The organism is Candidatus Methanomethylophilaceae archaeon, assembly GCA_017524805.1.
Taxonomy (GTDB): domain Archaea; phylum Thermoplasmatota; class Thermoplasmata; order Methanomassiliicoccales; family Methanomethylophilaceae; genus Methanoprimaticola.
Genome location: JAFXUX010000018.1, coordinates 1 through 25,616, shown reverse-complemented (window position 1 = coordinate 25,616; position 25,616 = coordinate 1). Strand labels below are relative to the sequence as shown.

Annotated in this window: 29 protein-coding genes and 1 pseudogene; 16 read left to right on the top strand and 14 right to left on the bottom strand. The window is 55.3% G+C overall.

Annotation, left to right across the window (positions count from 1 at the left end):
• Positions 1-211 precede the first annotated feature (211 nt).
• Complete coding sequence (locus IKP20_04110; protein MBR4504140.1) at positions 212-2,104, top strand: DUF262 domain-containing protein; 1,893 nt, start codon at positions 212-214, stop codon at positions 2,102-2,104.
• Between the two features lie 168 nt (positions 2,105-2,272).
• On the opposite strand, the gene IKP20_04105 is transcribed toward IKP20_04110, so the two are convergent.
• The 8 genes from IKP20_04105 to IKP20_04070 all read right to left on the bottom strand — a co-directional run bounded on the left by IKP20_04105 (position 2,273) and on the right by IKP20_04070 (position 10,055).
• Entirely contained in the window at positions 2,273-3,631 is a 1,359-nt protein-coding gene (locus IKP20_04105) for an MATE family efflux transporter (protein ID MBR4504139.1), read from the bottom strand.
• A 68-nt stretch (positions 3,632-3,699) separates the two neighbouring features.
• On the bottom strand, positions 3,700-4,671 hold the full coding sequence (locus IKP20_04100) for a GNAT family N-acetyltransferase (GenBank protein MBR4504138.1): 972 nt from the start codon (positions 4,669-4,671) through the stop codon (positions 3,700-3,702).
• A 39-nt stretch (positions 4,672-4,710) separates the two neighbouring features.
• A complete protein-coding gene (locus IKP20_04095) occupies positions 4,711-5,652 on the bottom strand; it encodes an alpha/beta fold hydrolase (protein MBR4504137.1) in 942 nt (313 codons plus the stop codon).
• Complete coding sequence (locus IKP20_04090; GenBank protein MBR4504136.1) at positions 5,649-6,146, bottom strand: helix-turn-helix domain-containing protein; 498 nt, start codon at positions 6,144-6,146, stop codon at positions 5,649-5,651. Before IKP20_04090 ends, IKP20_04095 begins: the two co-directional genes overlap by 4 nt.
• A gap of 104 nt (positions 6,147-6,250) precedes the next feature.
• The gene (locus IKP20_04085) at positions 6,251-7,531 is read right to left on the bottom strand and encodes an ATP-binding protein (protein MBR4504135.1); all 1,281 of its coding nucleotides are present in this window, start codon (positions 7,529-7,531) and stop codon (positions 6,251-6,253) included.
• A 221-nt stretch (positions 7,532-7,752) separates the two neighbouring features.
• Positions 7,753-9,138 carry a ferrous iron transporter B gene (locus tag IKP20_04080; protein MBR4504134.1) on the bottom strand — a complete coding sequence of 462 codons (1,386 nt, stop codon included), beginning with the start codon at positions 9,136-9,138 and terminating at the stop codon, positions 7,753-7,755.
• 69 nt (positions 9,139-9,207) lie between these two features.
• Complete coding sequence (locus IKP20_04075; protein MBR4504133.1) at positions 9,208-9,666, bottom strand: 50S ribosome-binding GTPase; 459 nt, start codon at positions 9,664-9,666, stop codon at positions 9,208-9,210.
• A complete protein-coding gene (locus IKP20_04070; GenBank protein MBR4504132.1) occupies positions 9,657-10,055 on the bottom strand; it encodes a ferrous iron transport protein A in 399 nt (132 codons plus the stop codon). The genes IKP20_04075 and IKP20_04070 overlap by 10 nt, the downstream gene beginning before the upstream one ends.
• 522 nt (positions 10,056-10,577) lie before the next feature.
• Between IKP20_04070 and IKP20_04065 the strand changes: the two genes are divergently transcribed.
• The 3 genes and pseudogenes from IKP20_04065 (at position 10,578) to IKP20_04055 (ending at position 12,042) form a co-directional block, all read left to right on the top strand.
• Positions 10,578-11,036 carry a hypothetical protein gene (locus IKP20_04065; GenBank protein ID MBR4504131.1) on the top strand — a complete coding sequence of 153 codons (459 nt, stop codon included), beginning with the start codon at positions 10,578-10,580 and terminating at the stop codon, positions 11,034-11,036.
• A 9-nt stretch (positions 11,037-11,045) separates the two neighbouring features.
• Positions 11,046-11,534: pseudogene (locus IKP20_04060) on the top strand (glutathione peroxidase).
• A gap of 61 nt (positions 11,535-11,595) precedes the next feature.
• On the top strand, positions 11,596-12,042 hold the full coding sequence (locus IKP20_04055) for a MarR family transcriptional regulator (GenBank protein MBR4504130.1): 447 nt from the start codon (positions 11,596-11,598) through the stop codon (positions 12,040-12,042).
• A gap of 64 nt (positions 12,043-12,106) precedes the next feature.
• On the opposite strand, the gene IKP20_04050 is transcribed toward IKP20_04055, so the two are convergent.
• A complete protein-coding gene (locus IKP20_04050) occupies positions 12,107-12,826 on the bottom strand; it encodes a hypothetical protein (GenBank protein ID MBR4504129.1) in 720 nt (239 codons plus the stop codon).
• Positions 12,827-12,987: 161 nt separating this feature from the next.
• On the opposite strand from IKP20_04050, the gene IKP20_04045 reads away from it, so the two are divergent.
• Together IKP20_04045 and dinB are read left to right on the top strand one after the other, a co-directional pair.
• Positions 12,988-13,695, top strand: coding sequence for a leucine-rich repeat domain-containing protein (locus IKP20_04045; GenBank protein ID MBR4504128.1), 708 nt, complete (start codon positions 12,988-12,990; stop codon positions 13,693-13,695).
• Positions 13,696-13,893: 198 nt separating this feature from the next.
• A complete protein-coding gene (gene dinB, locus IKP20_04040) occupies positions 13,894-15,123 on the top strand; it encodes a DNA polymerase IV (protein MBR4504127.1) in 1,230 nt (409 codons plus the stop codon).
• A 200-nt stretch (positions 15,124-15,323) separates the two neighbouring features.
• Here dinB and IKP20_04035 read toward each other — a convergent pair whose 3' ends face one another.
• Positions 15,324-16,382: an ABC transporter substrate-binding protein gene (locus tag IKP20_04035; protein MBR4504126.1), complete on the bottom strand. Its 1,059-nt coding sequence runs from the start codon at positions 16,380-16,382 to the stop codon at positions 15,324-15,326.
• Positions 16,383-16,400: 18 nt separating this feature from the next.
• On the opposite strand from IKP20_04035, the gene IKP20_04030 reads away from it, so the two are divergent.
• The 3 genes from IKP20_04030 (at position 16,401) to IKP20_04020 (ending at position 19,177) form a co-directional block, all read left to right on the top strand.
• The gene (locus IKP20_04030; protein ID MBR4504125.1) at positions 16,401-17,837 is read left to right on the top strand and encodes an ADP-ribosylglycohydrolase family protein; all 1,437 of its coding nucleotides are present in this window, start codon (positions 16,401-16,403) and stop codon (positions 17,835-17,837) included.
• A 144-nt stretch (positions 17,838-17,981) separates the two neighbouring features.
• Positions 17,982-18,125, top strand: coding sequence for a hypothetical protein (locus IKP20_04025; GenBank protein ID MBR4504124.1), 144 nt, complete (start codon positions 17,982-17,984; stop codon positions 18,123-18,125).
• Between the two features lie 113 nt (positions 18,126-18,238).
• Entirely contained in the window at positions 18,239-19,177 is a 939-nt protein-coding gene (locus IKP20_04020; protein MBR4504123.1) for an MBL fold metallo-hydrolase, read from the top strand.
• A 128-nt stretch (positions 19,178-19,305) separates the two neighbouring features.
• Here IKP20_04020 and IKP20_04015 read toward each other — a convergent pair whose 3' ends face one another.
• Positions 19,306-19,968 carry a hypothetical protein gene (locus IKP20_04015; GenBank protein ID MBR4504122.1) on the bottom strand — a complete coding sequence of 221 codons (663 nt, stop codon included), beginning with the start codon at positions 19,966-19,968 and terminating at the stop codon, positions 19,306-19,308.
• 483 nt (positions 19,969-20,451) lie between these two features.
• Complete coding sequence (locus tag IKP20_04010) at positions 20,452-21,078, bottom strand: hypothetical protein (GenBank protein MBR4504121.1); 627 nt, start codon at positions 21,076-21,078, stop codon at positions 20,452-20,454.
• Positions 21,079-21,607: 529 nt separating this feature from the next.
• Between IKP20_04010 and IKP20_04005 the strand changes: the two genes are divergently transcribed.
• The 3 genes from IKP20_04005 (at position 21,608) to IKP20_03995 (ending at position 22,731) form a co-directional block, all read left to right on the top strand.
• Positions 21,608-22,045 carry a hypothetical protein gene (locus IKP20_04005; protein ID MBR4504120.1) on the top strand — a complete coding sequence of 146 codons (438 nt, stop codon included), beginning with the start codon at positions 21,608-21,610 and terminating at the stop codon, positions 22,043-22,045.
• An 81-nt stretch (positions 22,046-22,126) separates the two neighbouring features.
• Positions 22,127-22,402: a hypothetical protein gene (locus IKP20_04000; protein MBR4504119.1), complete on the top strand. Its 276-nt coding sequence runs from the start codon at positions 22,127-22,129 to the stop codon at positions 22,400-22,402.
• Between the two features lie 92 nt (positions 22,403-22,494).
• The gene (locus tag IKP20_03995) at positions 22,495-22,731 is read left to right on the top strand and encodes a transposase (GenBank protein ID MBR4504118.1); all 237 of its coding nucleotides are present in this window, start codon (positions 22,495-22,497) and stop codon (positions 22,729-22,731) included.
• Positions 22,732-23,043: 312 nt separating this feature from the next.
• Here the strand turns inward: IKP20_03995 and IKP20_03990 are convergent, their stop codons facing one another.
• The gene (locus IKP20_03990; GenBank protein ID MBR4504117.1) at positions 23,044-23,820 is read right to left on the bottom strand and encodes a tetratricopeptide repeat protein; all 777 of its coding nucleotides are present in this window, start codon (positions 23,818-23,820) and stop codon (positions 23,044-23,046) included.
• 28 nt (positions 23,821-23,848) lie between these two features.
• On the opposite strand from IKP20_03990, the gene IKP20_03985 reads away from it, so the two are divergent.
• Entirely contained in the window at positions 23,849-24,007 is a 159-nt protein-coding gene (locus IKP20_03985) for a hypothetical protein (protein MBR4504116.1), read from the top strand.
• A 143-nt stretch (positions 24,008-24,150) separates the two neighbouring features.
• On the opposite strand, the gene IKP20_03980 is transcribed toward IKP20_03985, so the two are convergent.
• Positions 24,151-24,606 carry a hypothetical protein gene (locus IKP20_03980; GenBank protein MBR4504115.1) on the bottom strand — a complete coding sequence of 152 codons (456 nt, stop codon included), beginning with the start codon at positions 24,604-24,606 and terminating at the stop codon, positions 24,151-24,153.
• Between IKP20_03980 and IKP20_03975 the strand changes: the two genes are divergently transcribed.
• The 3 genes from IKP20_03975 to IKP20_03965 form a co-directional block, all read left to right on the top strand.
• Positions 24,583-25,101: a hypothetical protein gene (locus IKP20_03975; GenBank protein ID MBR4504114.1), complete on the top strand. Its 519-nt coding sequence runs from the start codon at positions 24,583-24,585 to the stop codon at positions 25,099-25,101. The two genes, IKP20_03980 and IKP20_03975, sit on opposite strands and share 24 nt — an antisense overlap.
• The gene (locus IKP20_03970; protein MBR4504113.1) at positions 25,082-25,243 is read left to right on the top strand and encodes a hypothetical protein; all 162 of its coding nucleotides are present in this window, start codon (positions 25,082-25,084) and stop codon (positions 25,241-25,243) included. The genes IKP20_03975 and IKP20_03970 overlap by 20 nt, the downstream gene beginning before the upstream one ends.
• Before the next feature lie 136 nt (positions 25,244-25,379).
• Positions 25,380-25,616: hypothetical protein (locus IKP20_03965; protein ID MBR4504112.1), on the top strand; the 237-nt coding region annotated here is incomplete at its 3' end.

Here is a 25,616-nt window from a genome sequence, read left to right as displayed (position 1 = left end):
TCTTCGTCAAGTTCTCGATCTCTTTCATGCGCCTGTCGATATCGTCGATGCCAACCTTTCTGGATATTTCGATCTGCTCTACGGCCACCATGAATCAACGTATGTCTTTATAATTCAAAAACATTAGGTTCGTGACTATAAATCAGACTTAGTCGATAACAGATTCAAGAACATACAACCCGTTTCTTCACAACTATATACTTACCTAAAAATGGGATACAGAAAAACCTATGGCTACAAGGCATTTGACTACTGTTTAATATTTCCGTATGATTGCCTGGTTGTTATATTAAATCGAGTGATAATCATGGCGGGAAAAAGATACGGAACTGTTAATCGTCCGATTTCAGATATGCTAAATGAGATTCATCTGGGTCGTCTCGGGCTTCCCGATCTCCAAAGACCTTTCGTATGGAATAATACCAAGGTCAGAGATTTATTCGATTCCTTGTTGAAAGGTTACCCTGTAGGTTTTTTCATGACCTGGCAGTTCCCAGACGATTATGAGGACGTCCGCCAAATCGGGTTGAATAAAAAGAACTACGAGAAGCCAACAAGCGTGGTCATAGACGGACAGCAGCGCCTTACTGCTTTGTTGTCAGTTATATACGGAATAGAGGTCTTCGATGACGACTATATATCGCGCAGGATAATGATCTCATATAATCCTTCAAACCGTGAGTTCGAGGTCCGCAGCAGCGCCACTGAAAAAGACCCAAGATTCGTTCCAGACATCTCAGAGGCCTTCAAAAGCGCGATGGAACAGAAATTCGTATCCTTCAGGAGAAGATACATAGACAGACTAAACGAATCCCGTTTGTCAAAGGGCCTTCCCGAACTCAACGATAAGGAAATCGGTGAAATTGAGGGCGGCCTGCAGGATCTGATATCCATACTGAATTTGGAACTGCCTACCATCGACATATCGCGCGGCGTCGATTCCAAAGAGGTCGCCAACATATTCGTCAGAATCAACTCCGCAGGAGAGAATCTGAAGCAGAACGATTTCATTCTCACTCTCATCTCCGTTTACGACCTCGAAATGAAATCCAGGATGGACAGCTTCTGCGCCGACTGCATCATACCTGCTGACGGGACCTCCTACAACCGCCTCATTGAAGCCAAGCCATCTCACATCGTCAAAGTTGTATCAGGGCTGGCGTTCGAACGCGGGCGCCTTAGATATGTATACAAAAGGATGGCAGGAAAGCTCGGCGACAAAGATGAGGAAGGAATGACTGAGGAAGAAATCCGCGTCAGAAGCTTCCAACGTTTTTCGGATGCACTGGACAAAGTCCTCGACCTGAATACTTGGCACTCATTCCTTAACAGCATCGGAGGAGCTGGTTATGTGGACAAATCTTTCGTGGCCGCTGAAAACACGATTGTCTACAACTACATGCTATACCTCATCGGCAAGCACAGATACAGAGTCCCAGTGGCAACCCTCAATGCGGCCATACGCAGATGGTACTTCGTATCATCTATCACCGCATTCTATTCCGGATCGACAGAGTCTACAGTAGAAAGACAACTCAACGATCTGAAGGAAATTGATAGCCCCGACGGTTTCTTGGCATATCTTGACAAAACTATGAAATCTCTATTCACGGAGGACTACTTCGATATAACACTCCCGATGAACTTCAACAGCTCTTCCGCCAGCGGCCCTTACTGGTTCGGATTTGTCGCATCCTTGGTAGTGCTGGACGTTCGCGCACTATTCTCGACTATATCCTTAGGTTCACTGTTCTTGGCTGGCTCCAGCGGAACCAAGAACGCCTATGACAAGCATCACCTCTTCCCGAAGAACTACCTTACAAGCATTGGATTTGACAACGACCGCGAACGCAACCAGTTCGCTAACTTCACTTATGTGGACTATCCAACCAATATCGATATTTCGGATGACCCGCCGCAAGAATACGTCCCGCCCAGAAGAAAGCTAATGGGAGAGGAAGAGTACATCAAGATGTGCGAGGCCCACGCTCTGCCATTGAACTGGGAAAACATGGAGTATAACGAATTTTTGACAGAGCGCCGGAAACTCATGGCCGATGTGGTCAAAAAGGCATACCAGAAACTTGGAACTTTGAGTTCTTGAAGGAAGAAAACACAAACTGATTGCCAGCAAATTAAACTACTTACCCCAATTCAATTCTTTGTGGTGTAAAACAATCACAAAGTATCAAGAATTGTTTCATAAACTTCTTAAATCTTCCAAACGTACTCAATCTTTTCAAACTATACAGATTTGATTCCTGATGGCAGATCATCCCTTTACCGCATTCTTCCTGAGATACTCGCGCATCACCACGAAGAGAACCGCCAGCACCACAGCCATCATGATCAGGTTCACGGCATCCAGCGACCAGTAGATCGCGGTCATCGACACTCCGGACGCGAACCAGAAGAACAGGATGAACATCAGCTCCCTCCCGAACATGATTGCGGTGGAGACGACCGCTTTGCGCAGAGCCTGCAGCATGGAGGTCCCCAGCTTCATCACTCCGTTCAGTATCGGCACCACGGAGTATATGCGCAGCGCGAACGCCATCTCGTCGTGGAGCGGAGCCATCTCTTCGGAATACGTATACAGAGATACCAGCTGGTCCGCGAACGCGAATAGCGCCGCACCCATGATGACCCCGGCAGCCAGGACGAGCTTCATAGAATATCTCAGGGAATCCTTCACCTTGTCCGGAGCATTCTGTCCCAGCTGCACCGACACCACCGGTATGAGCGCCGACATCAGGGCCATCGACGGTATCGTGGCCAGATCCACGAACGTGAACGAATTGATGTACACCACCAGCCCCTCCGCCCCTCCGCAGGACGCCACAAGTCCCTGCTCAGGCGCTATGATTAGACAGGACAGCAATGATTCCAGCGCCACCGGGACCGTCATGACCGTCATGTCCCTGAGAAGGTCCGGTTCGAAGCGGAACCCTCTGACAGAAGGCGAGATGTACATCCTGCCGCGGGCATACATCGCCAGGCCTGCCACCGAAGTGATCATGTACGAAATGCAGGTGGCCCACGCCGCACCCGTGATCCCCATGTCCAGGCCGTATATCATCAGCGGGTCCAGAGCCATGTTTATGACCGAAGCGGAAGCCGAAACCATCATGGATTTCTTGGCCGCCCCTTCGGCCCGCATCAGACCCAGGACCAGACCGTTGAACACCAGCGGGACCGAACAGAGGATGTAAGGCGTGACATAGTCCATGGCCAGATCCTTGTTGTATCCCGCACCGGACATCGAGATGATCGGGCCCGCTGCGAAGTACATCACCGGAATGACAGCGATAGCGGCGGCGAGAGCCAGCATCAGAGCCTGGGATGCCGTCCTGTCCGCGGAATTCTTGTCTCCGGCGCCGATGTGGCGGGCGATGGACGCAGAGGCACCCACGCCTATCGCTATCCCTATAGAAACGATGATGCGGTAAGCCGGCGCTGATATCGAAATGGCCGACAGCGGATCGGGGCCGAGCCCGGAGCACCATATCCCATCGATGAACGACTGCAGCCTGGAGATGAGATACGTGACGAACAGAGGCACGGCCATATGCAGCATGGCCTTCTTCGGGTCGCTCAGAAGCGCCTCCACATCCTCGCTCTTTCCGTTCATCCGCCTTCGGCTGGCGTAGCCGCCCATCAATCATAATTGTTTGCAGAACAGCCGATCGATGCCGGGAATCAGAACATGACCTTCTCGAAATGGAACATCTCATCGTTCTCGTCCGGACTGTCGGGATCGCGATGGCGGCCGTGGAAGTACTCCGTGATATGGAAGCCGCACCTGTTCACGTAGAAATGGATGTTCCGCTTCTCGAAATATGGGGTGCATGTCTCCCAAACCCTGACCTGCGGATACTGCCTCTCGATGGCCTGCCATGCCTGGTATCCTATCCCTTTGCTGTGCTCTCCGGGCGAGACGAACAGCAGCTGCAGGTCTCCCCTGCTGCCTTTTACGGATACGACAGCTCCGCCCACCGGACTTCCGCCAAGCATTATCCTGTACGCATCGCCGCTGTCGATCGACTTCTCGATGGTCTCTCTGGAGATGATCTCTCCGGGCTCCTCGAAGTGGTCGTCGCGGAGCCCGAACTCCTCCGTTGCGCCGTATCTGAAGGCCTCCTGGTTGTCCCTGACGAACTGCTCGCGGTCGGAACTTTCGAGCGGCGCTATGGTGACCGGCGGCACGGCCGTTGCCTGTGATACGCCGGAGGCTTCCATCTCCCGGACGATGCCTTCCACTGTATCGACAGCGGCGGCCACCATCTTAGGGCAGAGCTCGGTGAAGAGGCGGCTGTCCAAAGCGTGCCTCACCCCTTCCGCGGTGGAGATGTCGCAGCCCAATATCTCGTTGCAGATGCAGGACCCGCAGGACTCTGCGAAACGGTCCATCATCATGTCGTTCACCCTGTCCGCGCGGATCTTGTCTTCGCTGCCTCTGTCGGTGAACCCGTACATCAGACCGAGAGCCATCAGCCCTCCGGTGCAGGCGCCGCATACCTGGCCCTTCCTCATTCCGCTTCCGAAACAGGATCCGAGCCTGAGAGCCTGATCCTCGGTGATCCCGCATTCCTCCGCGAAAGCGGCCAGCACCGCCTGGGAGCAATGCATTCCACTTCTGAAATATCCCAACGCCGCCTGCTTATGGTCCATGCCCGTACAGAATCCTTGTTCTATTAAACGGTAAGCCCGTCATCTGAACTGTTCCAGCCAGGCGCAGATGGCATCCTTCGTCCCTTCGTGCATAGGCCTCGCAGACAGCCTGAGGTACTGCTTCTTGACATTGAGGATGCTGTTGTCGTCGTCCACTTCCCTCCAGATGTGGTTCACGCCTTCCGGTGCGAAGCAGGTTGTAAGAGGGATATCCCTGATAGAATCCAGATCGTGGAAATCAGCCGAAAGATCTGCCGTCCCTGTGATAGCCAGTACGGGCTTCCCGAACTCCCTTATCATTCCGACAAAATCCTCGGAAGAATATGCCGCATGTTCCCTCACCCATTTGGCGCTCATCTTCGCTCCCTTGAAGCGGATGGTGTCGTCCTCGGTGGAGAGGCATCTGTCGAACAGCTCGTCCTGCTTGGCGTCCGTCTTCTCCTGGGACGCGACCTTGCGCAGCAGAGCTCCAATGATGCCTTTCTTCCCCTCGAACTGCCTGTCTGCCAGCCTGCTCTGGTAGCGGAGCGCATCCCTCATGGATGTGGCGGCCCCTCCCAGAAGAATCAGGCCTGCCACGTCCTCCTGCTTCGAGAGCAGCGTTGCTATCATGGCTCCCTCGGAATGGCCGCAGACGATGACCTTCTCGGGATCGGCGTACGGCAGAGACTTGAGATATCTGACGACAGAGACGGCATCATCCACTAGGTCGCTGAGCCCGGCGCTGTCGAAGTCCCCTCCGGAGCCGTAGGTGCCTCTCTTGTCGTAGCGGATGGTGACGAAACCCTCTCCGACGAACAGGTCCGAAAGGCCCTTGTACATATCCGTGCGGAACCCGGCCGAGTTCCCGTCGCGGTCCATCTTTCCTGTGCCCATGACAATCGCTATGGCCGGCCTCTTTGCCTCCTTATCCGGATAGGATACGGTAGCCCCGATAGGCACCGCCGCGTTTACCGTGATTTTCTCTTCGATCGCTGTCATTCCATATCCTCCTTGACAGGTGCCGAGATGATCGAGACGCTCCTGACCTTGCCTCCGTCCTGACGGCCGGCATACTTCTCCAGAAGGCCGGCGTATTCGCTCAGGAACCCGTCGAACGTCTCGTCGGACAGACGGAGCATGCAGGTCCTGAGGCACAGCCTGTCCTCCGCCGGATCATCCCCTCCGTATTCCCTGAACCTGTCGTACAGGGACATCAGGAACTGATAGGATGCGTCGGCGATGTCGTCCGTCTCGGCAGACCATTTGGCCTCGTTGATCGCGAGAAGCCTCTCGGCGCTTCCTCTGATTTTCCTCTCTTCCTTGACCGTCAGTATGCCTTCCTCCACGAGGCGGCCGACATGGCGGTAAACCGTAGGGGCGGGGATGTCATCCAGCTCTCTGCAAAGCTGCTTGGTCGTGGCTTCCCCCCTGACCTGGAGGCATTGCACTATCCTGAGCCTGACTGGGTTGGAGAGTATCTCGGAGAGCCTCATCTTCACACCTTTATCATTATCAATAATGATAATAATTAATCGATATAAAACGGTTCTGTGTAGATCGGATCGCATCGATGCTGTTCGATGAATGCGCCCTCTGATCATGGGCCGAGAGAGGTTATCGGTATCACATATACGCCGTCTTCCCTTCTGTAAGCGGCGGAAGACATCCCGCATATTACGGCAAGGAATTCCGGAGGCCTCCCTTTAGGGTCATCGCGGATCAGCGAATCGATCCTCTTCAGATTTTCCGCGCCCTCATCGATCCTGTCTGCACCCAGTTTAATCTCGAACGCGCCCCACCTGCCATCAGGCATCTCGACGATCGCATCGATTTCCCTTCCTTTCCCGTCCCTGTAATGGTACAGCCTACCGCCGTTGACATATGCATATACCTGCAGGTCTCTTTCGCATAGAGCTTCAAACATGAATCCGAACGTGTTCAGATCGTCCAGAAGCATGTTCCTGGTGAGGCCAAGAGCCGATATCGCCAGTGCCGGATCTGTGAGATGTCTTTTGGGGGTCTTGCCGACGCGGACAGACGATCTCAGATTGGGATTGAATGCGCCTTGGTCCTCTATAAGGCACATCCTATCGAGGACCGATGTGTATTCTCCGACCGTATCATCTGATATCGTATCGTCATCGAATTCCTTCATGTCTTTGGCTATGACATTTCTGCTGGCAGTCGTGGATTCGTTGCGTGAAAGGGATTTGAGTATGCGCATCATCCTCGCCGGATCTTTGCCGCTGTCCACCATCAGAAGATCCTCGTAGCATATCTGCCTGGCATATACCGATACGGCCTTGGCTGCCTTCGACGGATTCAGCCCCAGATTGCCTGGCCAGCCTCCCCTCATCGTCAGGTCAAGGATATTGTCCAATGACTTCTCTCTAATCGGAGTATTGGAGAATTTTCCGATGAACATATCTTTCAATGAAACAGAGCCATCCGAATCTTTGGATTCGTACAAAGTCATCGTCCTCATATTCAAGGAAGCTATCCTCCCCAATCCGCTGTGGAACGGTTTCGAATCCTTTTTTGGGGTCGATGAGCCCGAGAGTATGTACATACCTTTTCTTCCTTCTTGGTCGACCGTATTGCGAACTGCATCCCATACCGCAGGAAGAAGCTGCCACTCGTCTATCAAGCGCGGATTAGCTCCTTTCAGAGCATAATCAAGGTCGATTCTGGCTAATTTAAGATTTTGATAATCGTTATCTGCCAGATCTAGCTCATAAAAACTGGAGCAGTGATATTTGGATGTCCAGGTCTTGCCGCAATACTTCGGCCCTTTTATATGGACGGCGCCGCTGATTGCAAGCGTTTCTTCTACGACGGCATCCACCAGCCTCGGAAGGTATCTTTCATTCTGCACCATGAAATCAAGAATGTTCACTGCTTATATAATAAGGTAGTTTTCACCGTTTCTACAAGGCCGTTTTCACCGTTTCTACAAGGCCGTTTTCACCGTTTCTACAAGGCCATTTTCACCGTTTCCATAAGGCCGTTTTCACCGCAGACATTTGTGGCCGACCCTCTCAGACAAGCAACTCCCATCATCGACAGAGCGCTGGCACCCGAACCGAACTGTCTGGAGCATCACATGAAAGTGCCCAATGCGAAATTGAATGCCGCCCCTATCACGACCGCGACGCAGATGGTGGCCAGCGAGACTGTGGCCGTCTCCTTCAGGCCCAGCTCCTTGCCCATGGCGGTCATCGTGGCGAGGCAGGGCATATACACCGACATCACGACGCCGAACACCACGAACTGCCTGGCATCCATGAACAATGTGATGTCCGTTATCCCCTGGGCGGCGGCGAGTATCACCAGCATACCGTAGGACATCTCCTTCCTCAGTATACCGGCGATGAAAGCGATTATGGTGACCGGCGGCAGCCCGAGAATCCCGGCGGTGAGCCACGACATCGGCTCCACCATCGGCTCCAGGAGATCGAACTGCATGAGCACCTCGATCACGATGCTCCCTACGATGAGAAGCGGAACGGCCAGCTTGAAGAAGTCGCTGGTCCTGTACCACATCTTCAGGAGGACGTTCTTCGCCGTCGGCATCTGAAGCTCCGGAAGCTCCATCGCAAGGTTCGACGGCTCGCGCTTGAGCCTCTTGTTCAGGATCGTCCCGGATGCGAAACCGAGCGCGATGAGAACCGCGAAGATCACCAGCACCCAGATCGCTCCGGCGTACCTTCCGGTGACGCCTGTGATCGTGGCCAGCTGCGCCGAGCACGGGACGGCCATGCAGATAATCGTGCACAGTATCATCCTCTCTCTCTTGGAGCGGACCGCCCTGGTCGCGAGTATGGCCGGGACGTTGCAGCCGAAACCCACCATGATGGGGATGAAAGCGTTGCCGTGCAACCCCAGCTTATGCATTGAGCGATCCAAAAGAATCACCGCCCTCGGCAGGTATCCCGAATCCTCGAGGATTCCCAGCACGATATAGAACACCATGATGTAAGGTATGACCAGCCCCAGTATCGCGCTGAGGCTCCCGTCTATGCCGGACATGATGGCTTCGCCGAGGTCCCCGCCGACCTCCCTCCCGAAGTCCGCGAGAGCCGTTCCGACCAGCCCCGTATAGAAAGCGTCCACAGCCTCCGCGAGAAGGCCGCCGACATAAATCAGACAGAAGAAAGTAGCCGCGAGGACGCAGAGCAGAATGGGTATCCCGGTGGACGGCGAGATCGTCATCTCGGATATCCTGTCCTTCCTGGACATGCCGCCCGCTATGGGCTCGACGGCAGACATTGCTATCACGTGGGCGTCCCCGTACCTGTCGCGAGCGATGTGGACGTCCAGCATGTCCCCGTGGGTCTCCCTGAACTCGGCGGACACCTGGCGCACGTACGCCTCGACCTCTAGAGACTCCCTCTCCACGAACATGCCGAGGCCCTCCAGCATCTTGACGGCGGAGCCCCAGGAGACGGACCCGTCCATAGACATGATCGTCTCTAAGTATCCCATTATGTGCCCGTCGTATCTGGTCCTGTATCCGGAGACGGAGGCTTCGCCGGCGGAAATGCTCTTCAGAAGCTAATCGACGCCTTCCCCGGTCTTGGACGACACCGGCACCACCGGGACGCCGAATACCTCCGACAGTTTCCCGGCGCTTATCCTGAACCTGCGGTCCGCCAGATCCATCTTGTTGAGGGCGAGGATCATAGGGACTTCCAGCTCGATTATCTCCATAGCCAGAACCAGACTCGATTCCAGGTTGGTGGAATCTGCGACGACCACGATGGCGTCGTTGGCCCCGTCGCGGAGCATGTCGACGACGATGCTCTCATCTTTGGAGCCGGAAGAAAGGCTGTAGGTTCCCGGGAGATCGTGCACGTTGATCGTCTTGTCTCCCACCATGACCGTGGACTCTTCGAACTCCACCGTCGTGCCGGGATAGTTGGACGAGATCACGCCGACCCCAGTGAGCCTCGTGAAAAGGCTGGACTTGCCTACGTTGGGCTGTCCTATCAGGGCCACCTGCATCAATGGCATCGGCTCCTTCTGACAAATACCGCGGAGGCCATCTCTGCGTCCAGCGCGATGGTAGCGTAACCGATCCTGACCACGCGGGCGCCCCTGCTGGATACGGACGAAGCCAGCATCAGCGGCCTGCTCGGCACGAAGCCCATCGAAATCAGGCGCTTGATGATAGAATCGTCGTCGGAGGTCAGGCGGACTATAGTGCCGCTCTCGCCGACTTCCATATCCTTGAGAGAAACGACCGGAGATTCCTGATCTCCGCAGCCGCCCCCGCAGGAGTCGCAGTTGCCCTCGGATTTCCCCGTGCATAATACGCTGATGCTTGCGCCGGAAACATCGCTCCCTTCGGGACGGATAGCAGCGCTCCCGCCGTCTCCTCTGGTTAAATGCCACCTCGCCATCGCTGCTCCCTCCATTGGACAGGGCCTATGCTGAATGGCCGATCAGAGACTGGACCGAGCCTGGAGCATGCCCTCCAAAGGGCTGAACCAGAATGCGGAAAGACGCCTGTTCCGATGCCGATGTTATGACGCATACGCATGGTGGCGGATATTATTGCCGTATTTATGGTTTACCTAATAATTTTTAACTCTGTCTAATCAAAAAAGAAAAACCGGGCGGTTTTTGGCTGCTAGACACAGATAATGCGCTATTCCAGAAGCCTATACCGGAGGATTCCAGAAGGCTGCGGAAACCCGAACAGCCGCTATATGACGGCCGTCACGTCTGGTCCTTCCGATTCTTACCGGCTTTTCATGGTCTGCCGACGTCATTCTTCAAAAAGAAGATTCAGGAACGCATGGGTTCGATCTCCGAGAAGCGATGAACAATCATCATTGGTAATTATTCTGTTTTGTCGGGCGAACATCTTTAATATTTTGATTGCGTACAATTTAATTGAACACAACTTAAGAGGTTCCAAAATGGCACAGAACGAGAAGCTCATGGAAGCCCTGCAGATGATCGTCACCCACCTTTCCCAGCAGGCGGACGGGCACGCCCTCGAATCGAGGATCCTCGGCGCCAAAGGGTACAGCAAGCTCGCTGAGAAATATGCCGAGCACGCGGAGGAAGAGCGCGGATATGTTATCAAGATTGCCGACCGCATCCTCGACCTCGGAGGGAAGCCCAAAAACGGAGCCAAGCCCGAGACGCCCGTGTGCGACGACCCTGTGAAGTGGGTCAAGTACGACCTCAAAGTCTCCGTCGACGGACTGGCTACCCTCAAGCAGATCCTCTGCCTCGCGGTCGAGGACGTCACGACCTACGACATCCTCAAGGACTACTACAAGGACGAAGAGGAGGATATGTACTGGGGAGAGGCGCAGCTGGAGCTCATCGAAGCCATCGGCCTCCAGAACTGGCTGGCCAAGCAGCTCTGAGGCGATCTTATGGGGGTCTACGGATTCAGAGCCAGGAAGATGGACGGGACGGAGGTCCCCCTCTCCGACTATTCGGGAAAAGTTCTTCTGATCGTGAACACGGCGACCGGATGCGGCTTCACCCCGCAGTACGAGGGCCTCCAGAAGATCTACGACGAGTTCAAGGACGAGGGGCTGGAGATACTGGATTTCCCCTGCAACCAGTTCAAGGAGCAGGCGCCCGGAAGCGACGAGGAGATCCACGCATTCTGCAAAGGACGCTTCGGGATAACCTTCCCGCAGTTTTCCAAGATAGACGTCATCGGGGAGAGCGCTAGCCCCCTGTTCAAGTACCTGTCCGAGAACACCAAGTTCGAAGGGTTCGGCGCCAAAGGGCTGATACTCGGACCTATAGTCAAAGCCATGGATGCCAACTACAAAAACAACGGGAACGTCAAATGGAATTTCACTAAATTCCTCATCGGCCGCGACGGCGAGATACTGGCCCGTTTCGAGCCGACCGCCGACATGAAGAAGGTCAGAGACGCAGTCGAGAAGGCCGTCAGGACGGGACGAAGGAATGGACGAAAGCTACGAGAAGCTGAAGCTGGAGAACCAGATTTGCTTCCCTCTGTACGTGTGCGCGAAAGAGGTGGTCAGGAGATACAAGCCGTTCCTGGACGAGCTCGGGCTTACCTACACCCAGTACATAGCCATGATGGCCCTGTGGGAGCATGAGAGCTTATCCGTCAAGGATCTGGGAACTCTCCTGTATCTGGATTCGGGGACTCTGACTCCCCTCCTCAGGAAGCTGGAGGAGAAAGGGCTCGTGTCCCGCGCCCGCGACCCCAAAGACGACCGCGTGGTAGTGGTATCTGCCACCGAAGAAGGGATGGGGCTGAGGGATCGCGCCCTCCCCGTCCCCGATTCCATGGTCTCCTGCATCTCCCTTCCGGAGGAAGACGCGGCGGAGCTGTCCAGGATACTGAAGAAGATGATGGGCGGATTCGGCTCGCTTCAGCGATGAATTCGGAAACGCTGCAAATTCAGAACTTCGTCCCTTTGAAACTCACCGGCCAATATGAAAGCCATCATCGTGCGTTCCTAACGACCACATGGCACACAGCGCTCAGGAATCCGTATGTTGCGACCAGATCGCACGACCCTTGCTTGTGGCCTGTGGCGGTTACCTTTCCCTCTGCGAGGCTCGCCGACACCGAGCAGACTGACGGGTCCGTTGATTCCCAAGTCAGAAGCTTAAGGTAGTCGGATGGCACGTCGAGGGTCTTCTTCTCTTCCGGAGACAGTTCGAGGTTGAGCTCTATCAATGGAGAGGGTCCAGACGCGACCGCTCCGGGAATCACCGGGATTTCCAGATCGCTTTCCACTTGTAAAATACGGGTGGCAACGACCTCGTTATCTAAACTGGCGGCAACTATGCAATACCCAGCGCTCTCAGCGGTCACGCCGAATTGATGCTTACCAGCGGATGTTCCGTCAGTCATTCTCAGCGAATTGCCCAACAGAGACCAGCGCACATCCCCGATTGCCGTTTCATCCGTGCTTACCAAAGTGAGCACCGCCGAATCTCCGGGCACAAGATTTAGTTTGGAGAGTTCGATGATAAACTTGGATTCGACCGGATTCCCTGGTTCTGCCGGGTCCGTGCCGTTTCCCGGATCGGTGACCGGAATAGGTTGTCCTGGCTGATGTCCGCCATCATCGGAAGCTCCTCCGTGAATGATTAGCGCGGCGCCGGCCACCACCATCGCTGCGAGCGCCATCATCAGAAGCGCCATGCTCTTGTCCATAATCAGAAATGGGGATGTGCAGATAAATCGTTTGCTGGGCATCAGGAAATTATAACCCATATTTAGTACAAGTTTTTCTGAAAACTGTAGATTTATGAATCGCATATTTAAATATATACAAGAGATGCGAAGGCCTGTCTGCCATCAGGATACCCGGCACCGTGACCAGCATAGGGCAGTTCGCCTTCAATTCCTGCGAGAAAATCGAGACCGTAGATTTCTCCGGAACCACCGTTCTCAGGTCCATCAACGACGGGGCATTCCTGAGCTGCTCCAGCATCAAAAACGTGGAGATACCTGCCTGCGTCGAATCGCTGGGTGCAAGAGTTTTCGGACAGTGCAAATCGTTGGAAACCATAAACATCGATCCCTCGAATCCGAACTATACGACTGTGGACGGCGTCCTCTACGACAAAAAGATGGAGACTCTGATCCAGTATCCCGGCGGCCACAAAGGGACCAGCTTCACGGTCCCGTCCACGGTCAAGACGATCGAAGTCAACGCGCTCTCCATGCTTACGGTCCTGGAGTCGCTTACCATTCCCGACTCCGTCACCACCATTAAAGACGGCGCCTGCACCTGCCCCTCATACAACATACAATTGCTGAGTATATCCTTCGGAAACGGGCTTACGACCACGGGCCCCAACCCGTTCATATGCCATCACTTCTTAGACAAGAATGGGAACGAACTGGAACAGACCCCTGAGAATCTGAGGGGCCACACTTTCGCCGGCGAAGATCCCGACCACATGTACATAAAGGAAAGCAAGTCCGGCGATGGCTTCCCGATCTGGGCGATCGCTGTCATAGCAATCGCGATCCTGGCTGCCATCATCGGCCTCGTGCTGTGGAAGAGATCCCGCTGATCCCTCAAACAGATTCCGGACCTGGGGAAAGCTCCCCGGGACCCGGTTTATTTTTGAATACGCCTAATTTAGATCGGAGCAGAACAGAGCGTCGGCTGCCCTAATCTTCGCTCTATTTGTCCCAAAAAATATCCTCGGCCCATACCCCAACATATATCAGAATGCACCTCCAATCCGAGCGACATACTGGGGAATCGCATGGACCGGATCATCATCCACGTTGACATGGACTGCTACTTCGCATCGGTGGAGATGAGGGACGACCCCTCTCTGAAGAACAGACCGGTAGCAGTGCTCTCCCCGGCGGACCAGATCCAGGTCGTCGGAACGTGCAATTATCCTGCCAGAGAATTGGGGCTGCATTCCGGCATATCCCTCGCGGAAGCCAAGCGCATCTGCCCCTCCGCAGTGTTCATAAACGGCGACATGAAGAAGTACCGCGCGGTCACGGAAGAGCTACACAGACTGTGGTCCGAATACACGGACGTCATGGAGCCTGTAATGCTGGACGAAGCCTATCTCGATGTCACCGACACCGCCCAAGACCTGAACGAGGCCAGACGTTTCGCCCATGAGATTCAGAGGCGCATCCTGGAGGAGATGGGCATGGGGTGCTCCGTCGGGCTCGGATACAACATGGTCTCCGCCAAGACCGGCAGCGAGGAGATGAAACCCAACGGGTACTTCGAGATCTTTTCTCCGCAGGAGTTCGTGGAGCTCATGGAGAATCGCGATATCAGCGAGGTCAACTCCATCGGACCCAGAACGTCGGAGAAGCTTCTGTCCGCCGGGATCAGAACCGTAAGGGACGTCCGCGAAAACAGGACGGAAGTGGCCAACATCCTCGGGCCCAAAGCGCGGAGAATCATAGATCTGGCGGACGGCATAGACGAGAGAACCGTCACCCCGCGCAGCCCGGAGGACGCCAAGTCCATCAGCAGGAGCCTGACATTCCTCAAAGACATCGATGACTATTGGCTCCTGTCCGACGTGACATTTCTCATATGCGTCGACATAGGGAACATCCTGGAAAAGCATGGCAAGCTGGGGAACGGAGTGGGGGTCCAGGGAGCTTACAGCGACAGGTCCCAATTCGTATCCAACAGGAACATTAAGATGTGCAGGGACCCGATAGAGCTGCATGAGACTGCCATGTCCATCTTCGACGGGATGCCTTTCCACCCCGTAAGGCGCATGGGAGTGAGCGTATTGAACCTGACCAGGCCGGATCCCAGACAGACCACGCTGGACGCTCTGATGGGCGCTGTGGAGCAGAACGATGCTCTGGATGAAAGGCTGGAGCACATCAGGAAAAGATACAAAATGGAATCGCTGACAAGAGACGCCGTGGACAGGGACAGCATTCGCTCCATCGCGGAGCATATGAGAACGCATAGGGGAAGGCGCCGACTGTCTCCTGAACAATGATCATCGCCATTCCGAGAAATTGTTGCATGTATAATTTTCTCGGAATAGAAATGACGGCCAGACATACGGACAGAATCGTGACGCGGGCCCATTACTGTAATCAATGCATGAATTCGTCTCTGACAAGCGACAGCTTTAGATCTTTGAAATAGGGAAGAATCCCCGGCATCAGCCGGGTAAACGGTTTCATAAAATCGGAATCAGTTCATCTCGACGAACGCCGTGAGCTTCGCCAGCTCCTTGTTGCCGACAAGCTCTCCCATGAAGAATTCGTACTCCTTCTGGAGATCGAAAGCTCCCTTCAGCTCGGGTACGAGCGCCTGGGCGTAGTACATCATCGACAGGATGTACCCGGGGCCGGTCCCGAAGAACTGGCTGAACATCCCGACCTTGCCGGCATAGTTCTTGGTGAGCTGGGACATGAACCCGTCGTAGGTTGTCTGAGCGGAGATCTTATTCTTCAGCAGATAGACTTCCTGCTGCATGATGAACGTGATGTCCAAATCCACAGTCAGGATGTACTCGTTGAAGTCGCTCATGGCGTAGCTTCCGCCGCTGTCGGTGACAAGATTCTTTCCTCCGCACTCATTGGTATAAACGTTCTCGGAAGCGTTATGTGCGCGGACATTCACCGTGGCGGACGCAGCCGACGCATTCCACATCGCGATGATGCAGCTCTTCTTGTCGGACTCGGGAATCTTCGCGACGGCCGCCTCGATCTTCGCCTTCGCGGAGTCGTTCCATTCGATCCAGGAATCCAGCTTCTTTATGATCTGGTCGTGGTTGGCGTTCTTGTATGCCAAGAGATACCCGAGGGTGACGACACCGTTCTCGGACTTTCCCATCTCGGTCACAGGCACGCGGACGACGTCGATCCCAGAGCCCACCTTTTCCTCGAGGTTTGCGGCGGCCCCGGTCGCATCTGCGATGAGGGTTACGCCTCCGGTCGAGCTGTATCTGGTGTTCAGGCTCTTGATGAGTTCGTAGTCGGGCTCGCTTCCAGACCCGAGGTTCTCGCCTTTGAATCCGAGGAACCCATAGTTCCCGCCTTCGGCCATGTCGCTGATGAAACCCTTCACCATGCCGGAGGCCCCGACCATGGCAACAGTGGTCCCTACCCTGCGGAAGACCTCGAACAGAAAACGGCCGATGCTCCTCAGAAAAAATGATAGAAGCCCTGCGACGAAACCGCATGTTATATCTGCAGAAGCCTTCGCCATTTCGGAAGAATTGTAAACTGGCTTCGCGATGGCGCGCATGTCGCAGAGGATCGCATCATGGACAGGAAAGGGGCCAGAGCTTGGGAGATGGCCAGAAAAATCTTCGAGGAGTCGCAGCCGAACGTCCGCCCTTCCGAGGAGCAGACCTGGGGGATGTACATCGACGTGGGCGCATTCCACGACCAGAGCATATCTCTGGATTGGGGGAGCAATGTCCCCGGGAGCGGCGCCCCCGAGAGCATCATGGTCGCCGCGGTACAGTCGCTCGAGAACCGCGGATACCTTGTGTCCGACGACGGGTACCGCTATCTCGCCGAAGGCCTGGAAGCGTATTCTAAAAGGGACTTCCGCAGGCTCCACATGATGTCCGCATTGCTCCGCCGCGAACTCGCCGCAGCAAAGAAAAATCCAGAATCCGGCTACTGGAAATATCGCTGCTACTCGACCCTGGATGATTATCTCGGATCCGTAGAATTCCCGGAAGCAGTCCCGGTGGATGCCAAGAGCAAGTCCTTCCGCGAGAAGGAATACGCGGGATGGCTGAGCCAGCTTATCGGCGGGGCGATGGGCACGATGGTCGAAGGCTATCCCAGCGGGAAACTGCTGGATGCGTTCGGAGAAGTCTACGATTTCCTGACGGAGCCCAACACCTACAACGACGACACGACCTACGAGCTGGCGTTCCTGGAAGCGTTCCAAGAGAAAGGATACGACGTCACACCTGAGGACATCGCGCTGTCCTGGGTCGGGCTCATACCAGGCGGATGGTCCGCCGAGGAGATTGCGATCAGGAACATAAAGAACGGCATATTGCCGCCGGAAAGCGGGACCTATAGGAACCCCTTCTGCGAGTGGATAGGAGCGCAGATGCGCGGCGGCATATGCGGCATGGTGGCGCCCGGAGACCCCCGCACGGCAGCAATACTGGCGTGGAAGGACGCCTCGGTGTCGCATGCCAACAACGGTATCTTCGGAGAGGTGTTCGTCTCCGTGATGACGTCGCTGAGCTTCGTCGAGACCGACGTCGAGAAGATCGTGAGGACGGCGATCGACATGATCCCCGCAGACTGCGAGTACCGCTCGGTCGTCGAGTTCGCATGGGGCTGCAGCCATAAGCACAGGAACTGGCGCGATGCACTTTCCGAATGCGAAGACAGGTACAATGAGTACAACTGGATCCACGCTTATCCGAACGCATGCTGCCTGGTCATCGCCGCATGCTACGGCAAAGGGGACTTCGCCGAGACGCTCCATATAGCAACCATGTGCGGCCTGGACGCGGACTGCAACGCCGGCGCCCTGATGCCAGTCATTGGAATCTCGAGAGGTCCGGACTCCATCCCGGAAAGATACATGCGCCCAGCCTTCGAGAAGCTCACCACTTACATGCGCGGGGATTTCTCGGAGATTCCGATGGATCGCCTCGTCGACATGACGGTGGATGCGACAGCTCAGGCCGGAAAGAGAAAGAACACACGGATCGATGACAGATGATTCGTCAGTAATTCTATCTTCATCGTCACATACCAGCAGGCTGTTGTAAGGTCATCCGTCGTCTCGATCCGATTTTAGCGTTGCAGATTCACTTTCGGCCCACCCCTCGAACCAGTCAAATACCCTCGCGACCTCGAACGAAATATGAAGTGCCCAGTGTGCGGCCGGGACTCCGGCCTGAACCCTTTCTCGATATGCCAGTTCTGCGGGAACGCTCTCCAGCAGCCCGATGAGCCTGTGGCAGACAGCGATGTTGCCCGGCCAAAGAAGGACTATGCCAGGAATTGATCAGATAGATTGCGATCCTTCTGCTGGTTGCCAGGAAGAAATCTCGCATCGGATGCGTTTCCCTATGAAGATATGACCTTATCATATGACAGCGTACAGCACCGGGATAAGCAATGATAATCAAAGCAGTGAAATTCAGAAAGGACGGGTTCTACACACAGCCATTCGTGATGGGCGGAGAATCACAGGAATCCTTCGACCCCAACATAAGATATCGCGGAAGCCTACAGAACTATCTTATCGACACGGGCGAGGAAGTCATTCTGGTAGATACCGGGATTCCTGCCGGAACTCCCGAAGAAGTGCCTGACGAGAAAAGCGCCCTCTTCACGGGGAAGGACATCTGCAGCTATATGGATGCATTCAAAGCTCTGGGATACAGGCCGGAGCAGGTGACCAGGATATTGCTTACGCATAAGCATAACGATCATTCCGGAGAGCTCCGTTCGTTCCCTAATGCGAAGATCTATGTAAGCAGGGAAGAGGTCGGTTCGCCGGAGCTCCGTGGCATACCGAATATCATACCCGTGGATTTCACCGATGGAGCCTATTACAACTTCCCCGAATGCCAGAAGATCATTGAGGGCATATACTACATCAAGGCGAAAGGACACACCGACGGCAACAGCCTGATAATCGCCGAGAATGACGGTCTGTTCTACATGTTCGAAGGCGACATAACATACGTCGACGAAGCATTGTATGAGAACAGGCTCTCGGCAGTGTTCGAGGACCTTCAGGCAGCCAGAGAGACTCTGGACAGGGTGCGCGAGTTCGTCGGCGCCCATCCGACGGTATACATGGGAACGCACACCCCTCAGGGATATGAGAATCTGGAGTCCAAACGCGTCATTGATCTTGGCAATCCCGTCGAGACTGTTCTGGCCGAGGTCGATTTCTCTGAGAAGAAAGGCTCAGGGAAATACGTATGCTCTGTGTGCGGACATGTCTACGACCCTGCGGAGAACGGCGGCATAGCCTTCGAAGATCTTCCGGATAACTGGAGATGCCCCCGCTGCGGCCAGCCCAAAAGCAAGTTCAATAAAACCTGATGATTCGGGGCTTACTCCCGATCCCTTCTGGGCCCTCCATGACATGTCGCATCGAGGGCCCCCTCGCCCATCGATCGGAACCGGAAGACGGCCCGATACCGCTGCGGAAAATGGTTATGGATAACAGCTCATGGCCCGTTTCTGCTGATGAACTCGTGGCATCCGGTCTCCTCGGCGATTTCGAGCGACTTTTTCAGAAGGTCGCCGGAGTAGTTCTCGCTCTGCTCCAGAACCACCTCTTCGGCAAGGTCTGCATCGCCCGCGGACATGATATCCCTCAGATACTCCTCGATCTCCTCATCGTCCGGGACGGCGTCGTCAGGAAGCCATACTTCCAAGGTATATCCGCATTCGAACGGATTCTTCGGCGTGAAATTCTCGGCGAATTCCTTGACCAAAGGGATCCTTCCCGCTTCGGCGGAATCCCATTTCTCCAGATCGCCATCCTTCATGCCTTCCAGGCCGAAGAATCTAATCGCATGGGGATCCCTTCTGCGGACGAGTCCATTCAGCTCGTCCGGATCCATCCTCGTCTCGCCCAGGCATTCCAGAACGAAGTAGTCCTCGCCGTCGCCAGCCAATCTCTTCAGCTCGTATTCCTCGATTTCGCGGCGTGCTTTGTCGCATATCCGCTGCAGTTCCGGCACATCCTCGAAATCCGTGCCCGTCATCACCGCCCGCCTGTACGCTTCTTCGCATTCCCCGTCCGGCCGTTCCAGCGTCCATTCGCATACTTCGTCGCTGCAGTTGTACTTTCCCGCTTTGATCCTGTAATTCACAGTTATTTCCATTCCGTCCCCCCGTACCGTATATGGAATCACCTGGAATTGATATAACAGTTAGTCCGCAGCACAGGACGGCGGAGAACAGGCGCTGTGTTGGGATCACACATATCCCAGTACGGGAAAATGCACTGCGGAGACCCGTCTTCCCTCTGCTAGTGAGGGGCAACACCGCTCTGGCAGCATTCCTGTCGACGCAGCCTCTGATATCTCCGAATCGGGGATATGAGGCTCATCTTCATCACGCACGCCTTTGTCTTCGAGTACTTCGAGGACTCCTCTCCCGACCGCTCCCTCCCCAAAGCTGCTTCATTAACTGCGGAGCCTATCCCGCAAAGACTCTTCTGATTCTGTACTCGATTCTGTCGCAACGATTGCGCCACAACTTCTTTGGATCCAAAGCATAGTCCAGCGCGACTCGATATCTCATCGATCCTTTCTAAAGCGCACCCGCTCGAAAGGTGAGGCCGGACGCGCCGGCAAGAGCCGTTATCATAATCCGAGGAACTCCCTGAGGCCCTTCTTCCTCCTCAGATGCTCCGCGGTGAATCCGTAATGGCCTGCGCGGACAAGTGTAACGAGGTTCTCCAGGAGCTCGTCGTAGGGCAGGTCCAGCCATTCCTCCGGGACCTCCTCGCGCATGGTGCCGCCGTCGTTGTGGCCGCCTCCCCACCACCAGGCCTCGTCCAGCTCGGCCTCGAACGTCCCGTCGTCCTTCTTGTTGATGCAGTACCAGGACGCCCATTCACTCATGCCCTCGATGGGGCCGGAGCCCTCGCAGTGCGGGGCCGAATGGTCCTCCTTGTCGTCGTCGGCGGTGCCGCGCTTGTAGATGTGGAAGCTGTCCACGTCCTCGGGGATGCGCGTCACGCTCACGTCTCCCCTCCTGTACACGGTCTTCCTCGTCCCTGGGACGCGGTTCTCCTTGACCATGAGGTCTCTGAAGAATGGGATGCGGCTGCCGGACCTCGCATCCTTTCTCAAGGCATCCGGAACGCCCTGCATATCAATGTACGTAGAGCCGCCGCCGAAGTATCTGCCGCTGCCGTCCTCGCAGATACAGTAGCGCCCGATTTCCCGGTCCTTGAAACTGACTTTGTATTCCTCTTCGACGTCCATGGTCTAGTCCTTCTCATTCCCTCATATGAGCGATGCATGACGCGGGGATAATCATTTGCTCGTCTTCACTCCGGATCGCCATTGTTTACACGGCCTTCCCCGATGCAGAGGCTGTCACGTCATAGCCGTCAGTCACTGCTATTGCGGGAGGCGTCTCATTGAGATGGTCCCACGGTGACATGGCACACAGCGGAATAGAATCCGAGCGACGCGGTCAAGTCGCATTTGCCGTCCTTGTGGGCGACGGCAATGGCCGTCCCGGCTACGGGGTCCGCCATTACCGTGCAGACTGAAGGATGGGGGACGACCACTGAACCATGGGAAGGAGAGACAGCTACTCGGAGGGAACGTTGACGGCTTTCGAGTCCCCCGGCACCAGTTCCAGGTTCACCTCCATCGCCGGGGAGGCTCCAGGAATGGCAGCTCCCGGTATGTCCACAGGCATATCGGGACCTAGTATATCGTTTCTAAATTAAATTAATTAATATAGCGATAGTCCTATTTCGTACCAAAGGAATGGCTGTACGAATTGGCAAGACCGAGAACGAAGAGCCTCCAGTTCACGAACGAAGAACGCGACGAGCTCCAGCGGATAGCGTCCAGCAGGATGGAGCCCGCAGCTCATAAGCAGCGTGCGAGGGTCCTGCTCATGTACGAAGACAGCATACCGAATAAGCACATTGCTGAAGAGGTCGGGCTTAGCACGGTCGCGATATCGAAGCTTGTCAACAAATGCATGTCCATCGGCCCATTGGCTTCCTTGGACGACCTCCCGCGCAGCGGAAAGGTCGCCACGATCACCGACGATGACAAGGCGTACGTCAAGCACATAGCCTGCTACAAGCCCACGGAATTCGGATACCCGGAGGAGCTGTGCAGCCAGAGCAAGCTCGCGAAGCACATCCGCGAGCATTGCGTCGAAGACAGCCATCCTAATCTTGCCAACATAAACAAGTCCATGGTCTAGAAGTTCCTGGACGAGGGCAATATCAAACCTTTCCGCATCCGCTACTATCTCGAGAAACGCGATCCAGAGTTCGCTGAGAAGATGAAAGAGGTCATCATGATGTACAAGGAAATCCGGATGGGGGTGAACTCCGAGGAGGACACGGGTATGGTGACTCTGTCCTTCGATGAGAAGCCGGGCATTCATGCGGCAGGAAACACTGCTGACGACCGGCCTGTATCCGGAGGCCATGGATTCGTAGGGCGCGATTCGGAATACGTGAGGCATGGGACGGTCAGACTGCTGGCAGGGCTGGATCTCATGAGCGGGCAGATAGTGCCCCTGGTCAGCGAGACCCACAAAAGCTCGATTTCATAGAGTTCCTGAAGATCGTGGACGAGAAGTACACGGATGCGGAGCGCATCCGCCTCGTTATGGATGATTTCAAGGCGCACACCTCCAAATAGGTCATGCATTACTTGGATACGAAGCCTAAAAGATTCGCGTTCGTCTTCACGCCCAAGCACGGATCCTGGCTGAACATAGTGGAGTCTTTCTTCGGGAAGATGGCCAGAGCGCTTCTCAGAGGCATACGCGTTGGCTCGAAGGAAGAGCTCATCGACAGGATCTACCGGCATATCGACCAGGTTAACCAGGAGCCGGCAATATTCAGATGGACCTACAAGATGAACGAGATTACTGTCTAATAAGTTAATGTAATTATGAAACGTTATACTAGTTATCAACTTGATGCATAAGTGAGGATTCGATCCTATTATCTGCGATCGTGTGCAACGGCCCCTGCTGAATCACGGGTGTGATGTATGTTCTTTTGGAACGTTTCCTACAAGACGGTAGGGCGATGTGCCCCGGCATCGAGTCGCCGTTGACCGCCCGCTGGAACGGATTCGTACAGACGTCCGGATGGCACGGATGCGGACTCAGGATGAGAAGCGAAGGCCCTGAAGGGCTGATATGAAAAGGGCCGAGGCTCCGAAGCCCCGGCCGGACGAGCATCCTCACTGCTTGGATATCGCGTCCTTCATGGCGTCGACATGGCTCTGGAACTCTTTTGCCAGGAAGTCCATTTCGGGCATCGTCTCCTTGATCGCCTTGACGATCTTGCTGAAAGCCTCGATCCCCTCCTCGTTCTTTCCGAGCTTCTCGCAGCACTTGCCGATGCCCTCGTAGTCCTCCATGAGGTCCATGTCGCTCTCGACGAACTTCCTCTTTATGTCGAAGCCTTTCTTGTAGTATCCGAGCGCTTCTTCGAACTTCTCCATCTTCGAGAGGGTCTCGGCCATGGTGCTGTAGAGACGGTAGAATTCGGGGTCGTCCTCGCTTTTCTTCGTCTTCAGGAAGTCCATGGCCGCAGTGAAGCAGCTGACTGCCTCCTCGTAATTCTCGGAGTAGAAGTGGCAGTCTCCGATGCTCCTCATGGCCACGGTCATCCTGTCGCAGTCGTCGGGAGACGTCTCCTCGAAGGTCTCAAGGGCCTTGGTATAGTATTCTAGGGCGGCCTCGTAGTCCGATGTGTTGAACAGTCCGTTCCCAGCGTTCATGGCGGCGTCCCCAGCTTCGATGCTGGACTCGCCGTACTTCATGAGTGTCTCGGTCAGGGCGTTCATGTAGTACTCCTTGGACTTTTCGAATTCCCCTTCCTCTTTGGCCTTATCGCCCATGGCCGTGTACAGGGCAATGATGTCCTCGTCCTCGGCATCGTCGGAATCCAGAAGCTCGTCGAGCTTCTTCTCGCATTCCTCGAGCGTCATCTCGCTGATATTGTCGAGTGCCATGATTCATGGTACGCTATTCTAGCAATTAATGCAATCTGAGCTGCACTCGGAAACTTTATCGGACAAGCTATCGCAGGATCCGGGGCTTCCGGAGGACCCGGACGAGCGCATGGAAGCCATTCGTCAGAGGATGGGCGAGGAGCGTTTCCGCAGGGCAATGATGTTCCACCATCACGGCGGGATGTGAACCTCGTTATCAGAATTCGATATAAGTGAGGATGTAAGGAAACTCAGATGAAAGTGATCGGGAAATAACTGTTGGTACTGTCTGAAATGCATTTGTATAATCAATTGAAAAGAAGTTTTCTCGACGCTGACGTCGGCTTTGGGTTATCTGGCTGCAGTCTTTCTGTCCCACATGTACCCTCCGAGGCATCCCCCGCACTGGTCCCTCTCCCAGCAGGGATTGGACTCCTTCCAGTTTGTGCATCCCTTTCTCAGGCAGGACCTGCACATTCTCTCTTTAAGATGAATAGAGAGGCTGACGAGGGCTGGGATGTCGCGGCTCAGCCTCAGACGGACCCCCGGCCTCTCGGCGCACCCGCATACCTGGGTAAACATCTCATTCGGGACGAGGATTCCCGGTATCCTCCCCATGAGGTCTATCTTCTTCGCCTCCTCCTCAGACATGGTCCTCGAGAACGGCCTGAGGGACGGCGTCCCGTAGACATAGTGCTCCCTCCACGTGAACATCTCCTCCGGGAGCATCCGGCGGCAGCACTCTATCGCCAGGTGCTCCAGATCGAGGGACGGGTCGAACGGGTGGCGGTCGTACCCGCGGACCACCTCGTCGCAGCGGAAGACTATCTGAACATCGAATACAGCGCCCGCATCGGCAGGAACGCCGCCATCCTAATGGACGCGGCCTCCGACATCTCCGACACCGCGGAGATGAGGCTCATCTCCCTCGCCTATGCCTTCGTCTTCGAGTACTTCGAGGACGCTTCCCCAGACCGCTCCCTGCAGGGTTGCCTGCTGAGCTTCCTCGGCCTCACGATGGAGACCCTGGAGGACCTCTTCGGCTACGACGAGTGGAACGGCGCGGTGGATTCTTACCTCCAGACTTGCGAGGACATCTTCGACGGCTATTCCGAAGACAAGAACTTCGACCCCCGCATCCTCGCTCTATCCACTGACGCCGACCTCTATTCGACAAAAGCATGGCCGGGAAAGACCCTGAGGGATGCGTCGAAGGCCACCTACGCCGCGTCCCGACTCCGAGCTCCAGCGCATCTACGGCATCGTGCATTCCTCCATAGAGATGTACGGCAGGGACGCTGACCCCGGCCATCCGGACGCCGAGGGCGCTCTGGACCTCCTCAGATCGATCCACCTCGTCGACGAGGAGCTGTCCGGGAAGGATGCCGGGGCCGAGGAATCCCGCATCGACCTGAAGCCTCATCCCTCGCCTCCCGAGGGCTAGACCCCCAAGATGATCGAGGGCTGCGAGATGGACGGCTTCCCCGTGAGGGAGGACGTCTCCTCGGAGGGCCGCATCCCCCGCTTCACCGCATCCAACGGCGAGGTCACGGTCGAGTTCGTCTTCGGAGGCAATCCTGATGAGGATACGCAGGGCCGAAGCCGAGCGCGGCGGCCAGAAGCCCCCGGAGGGCTGGATCTACCTCGCGAGGAGCCCCAAGTACACGAAGACCACCTTCACCGAGGGCTACCTCAACAAGAGGATGAACCGCACCAACACCATCGCCATGAACCAGCACTACGTGGAGAAGATCATGGAGAACCCCCGCACGTCCTACTGGAACAGGATGGCGGTCGCGGAGTACGTGATCTCCCAT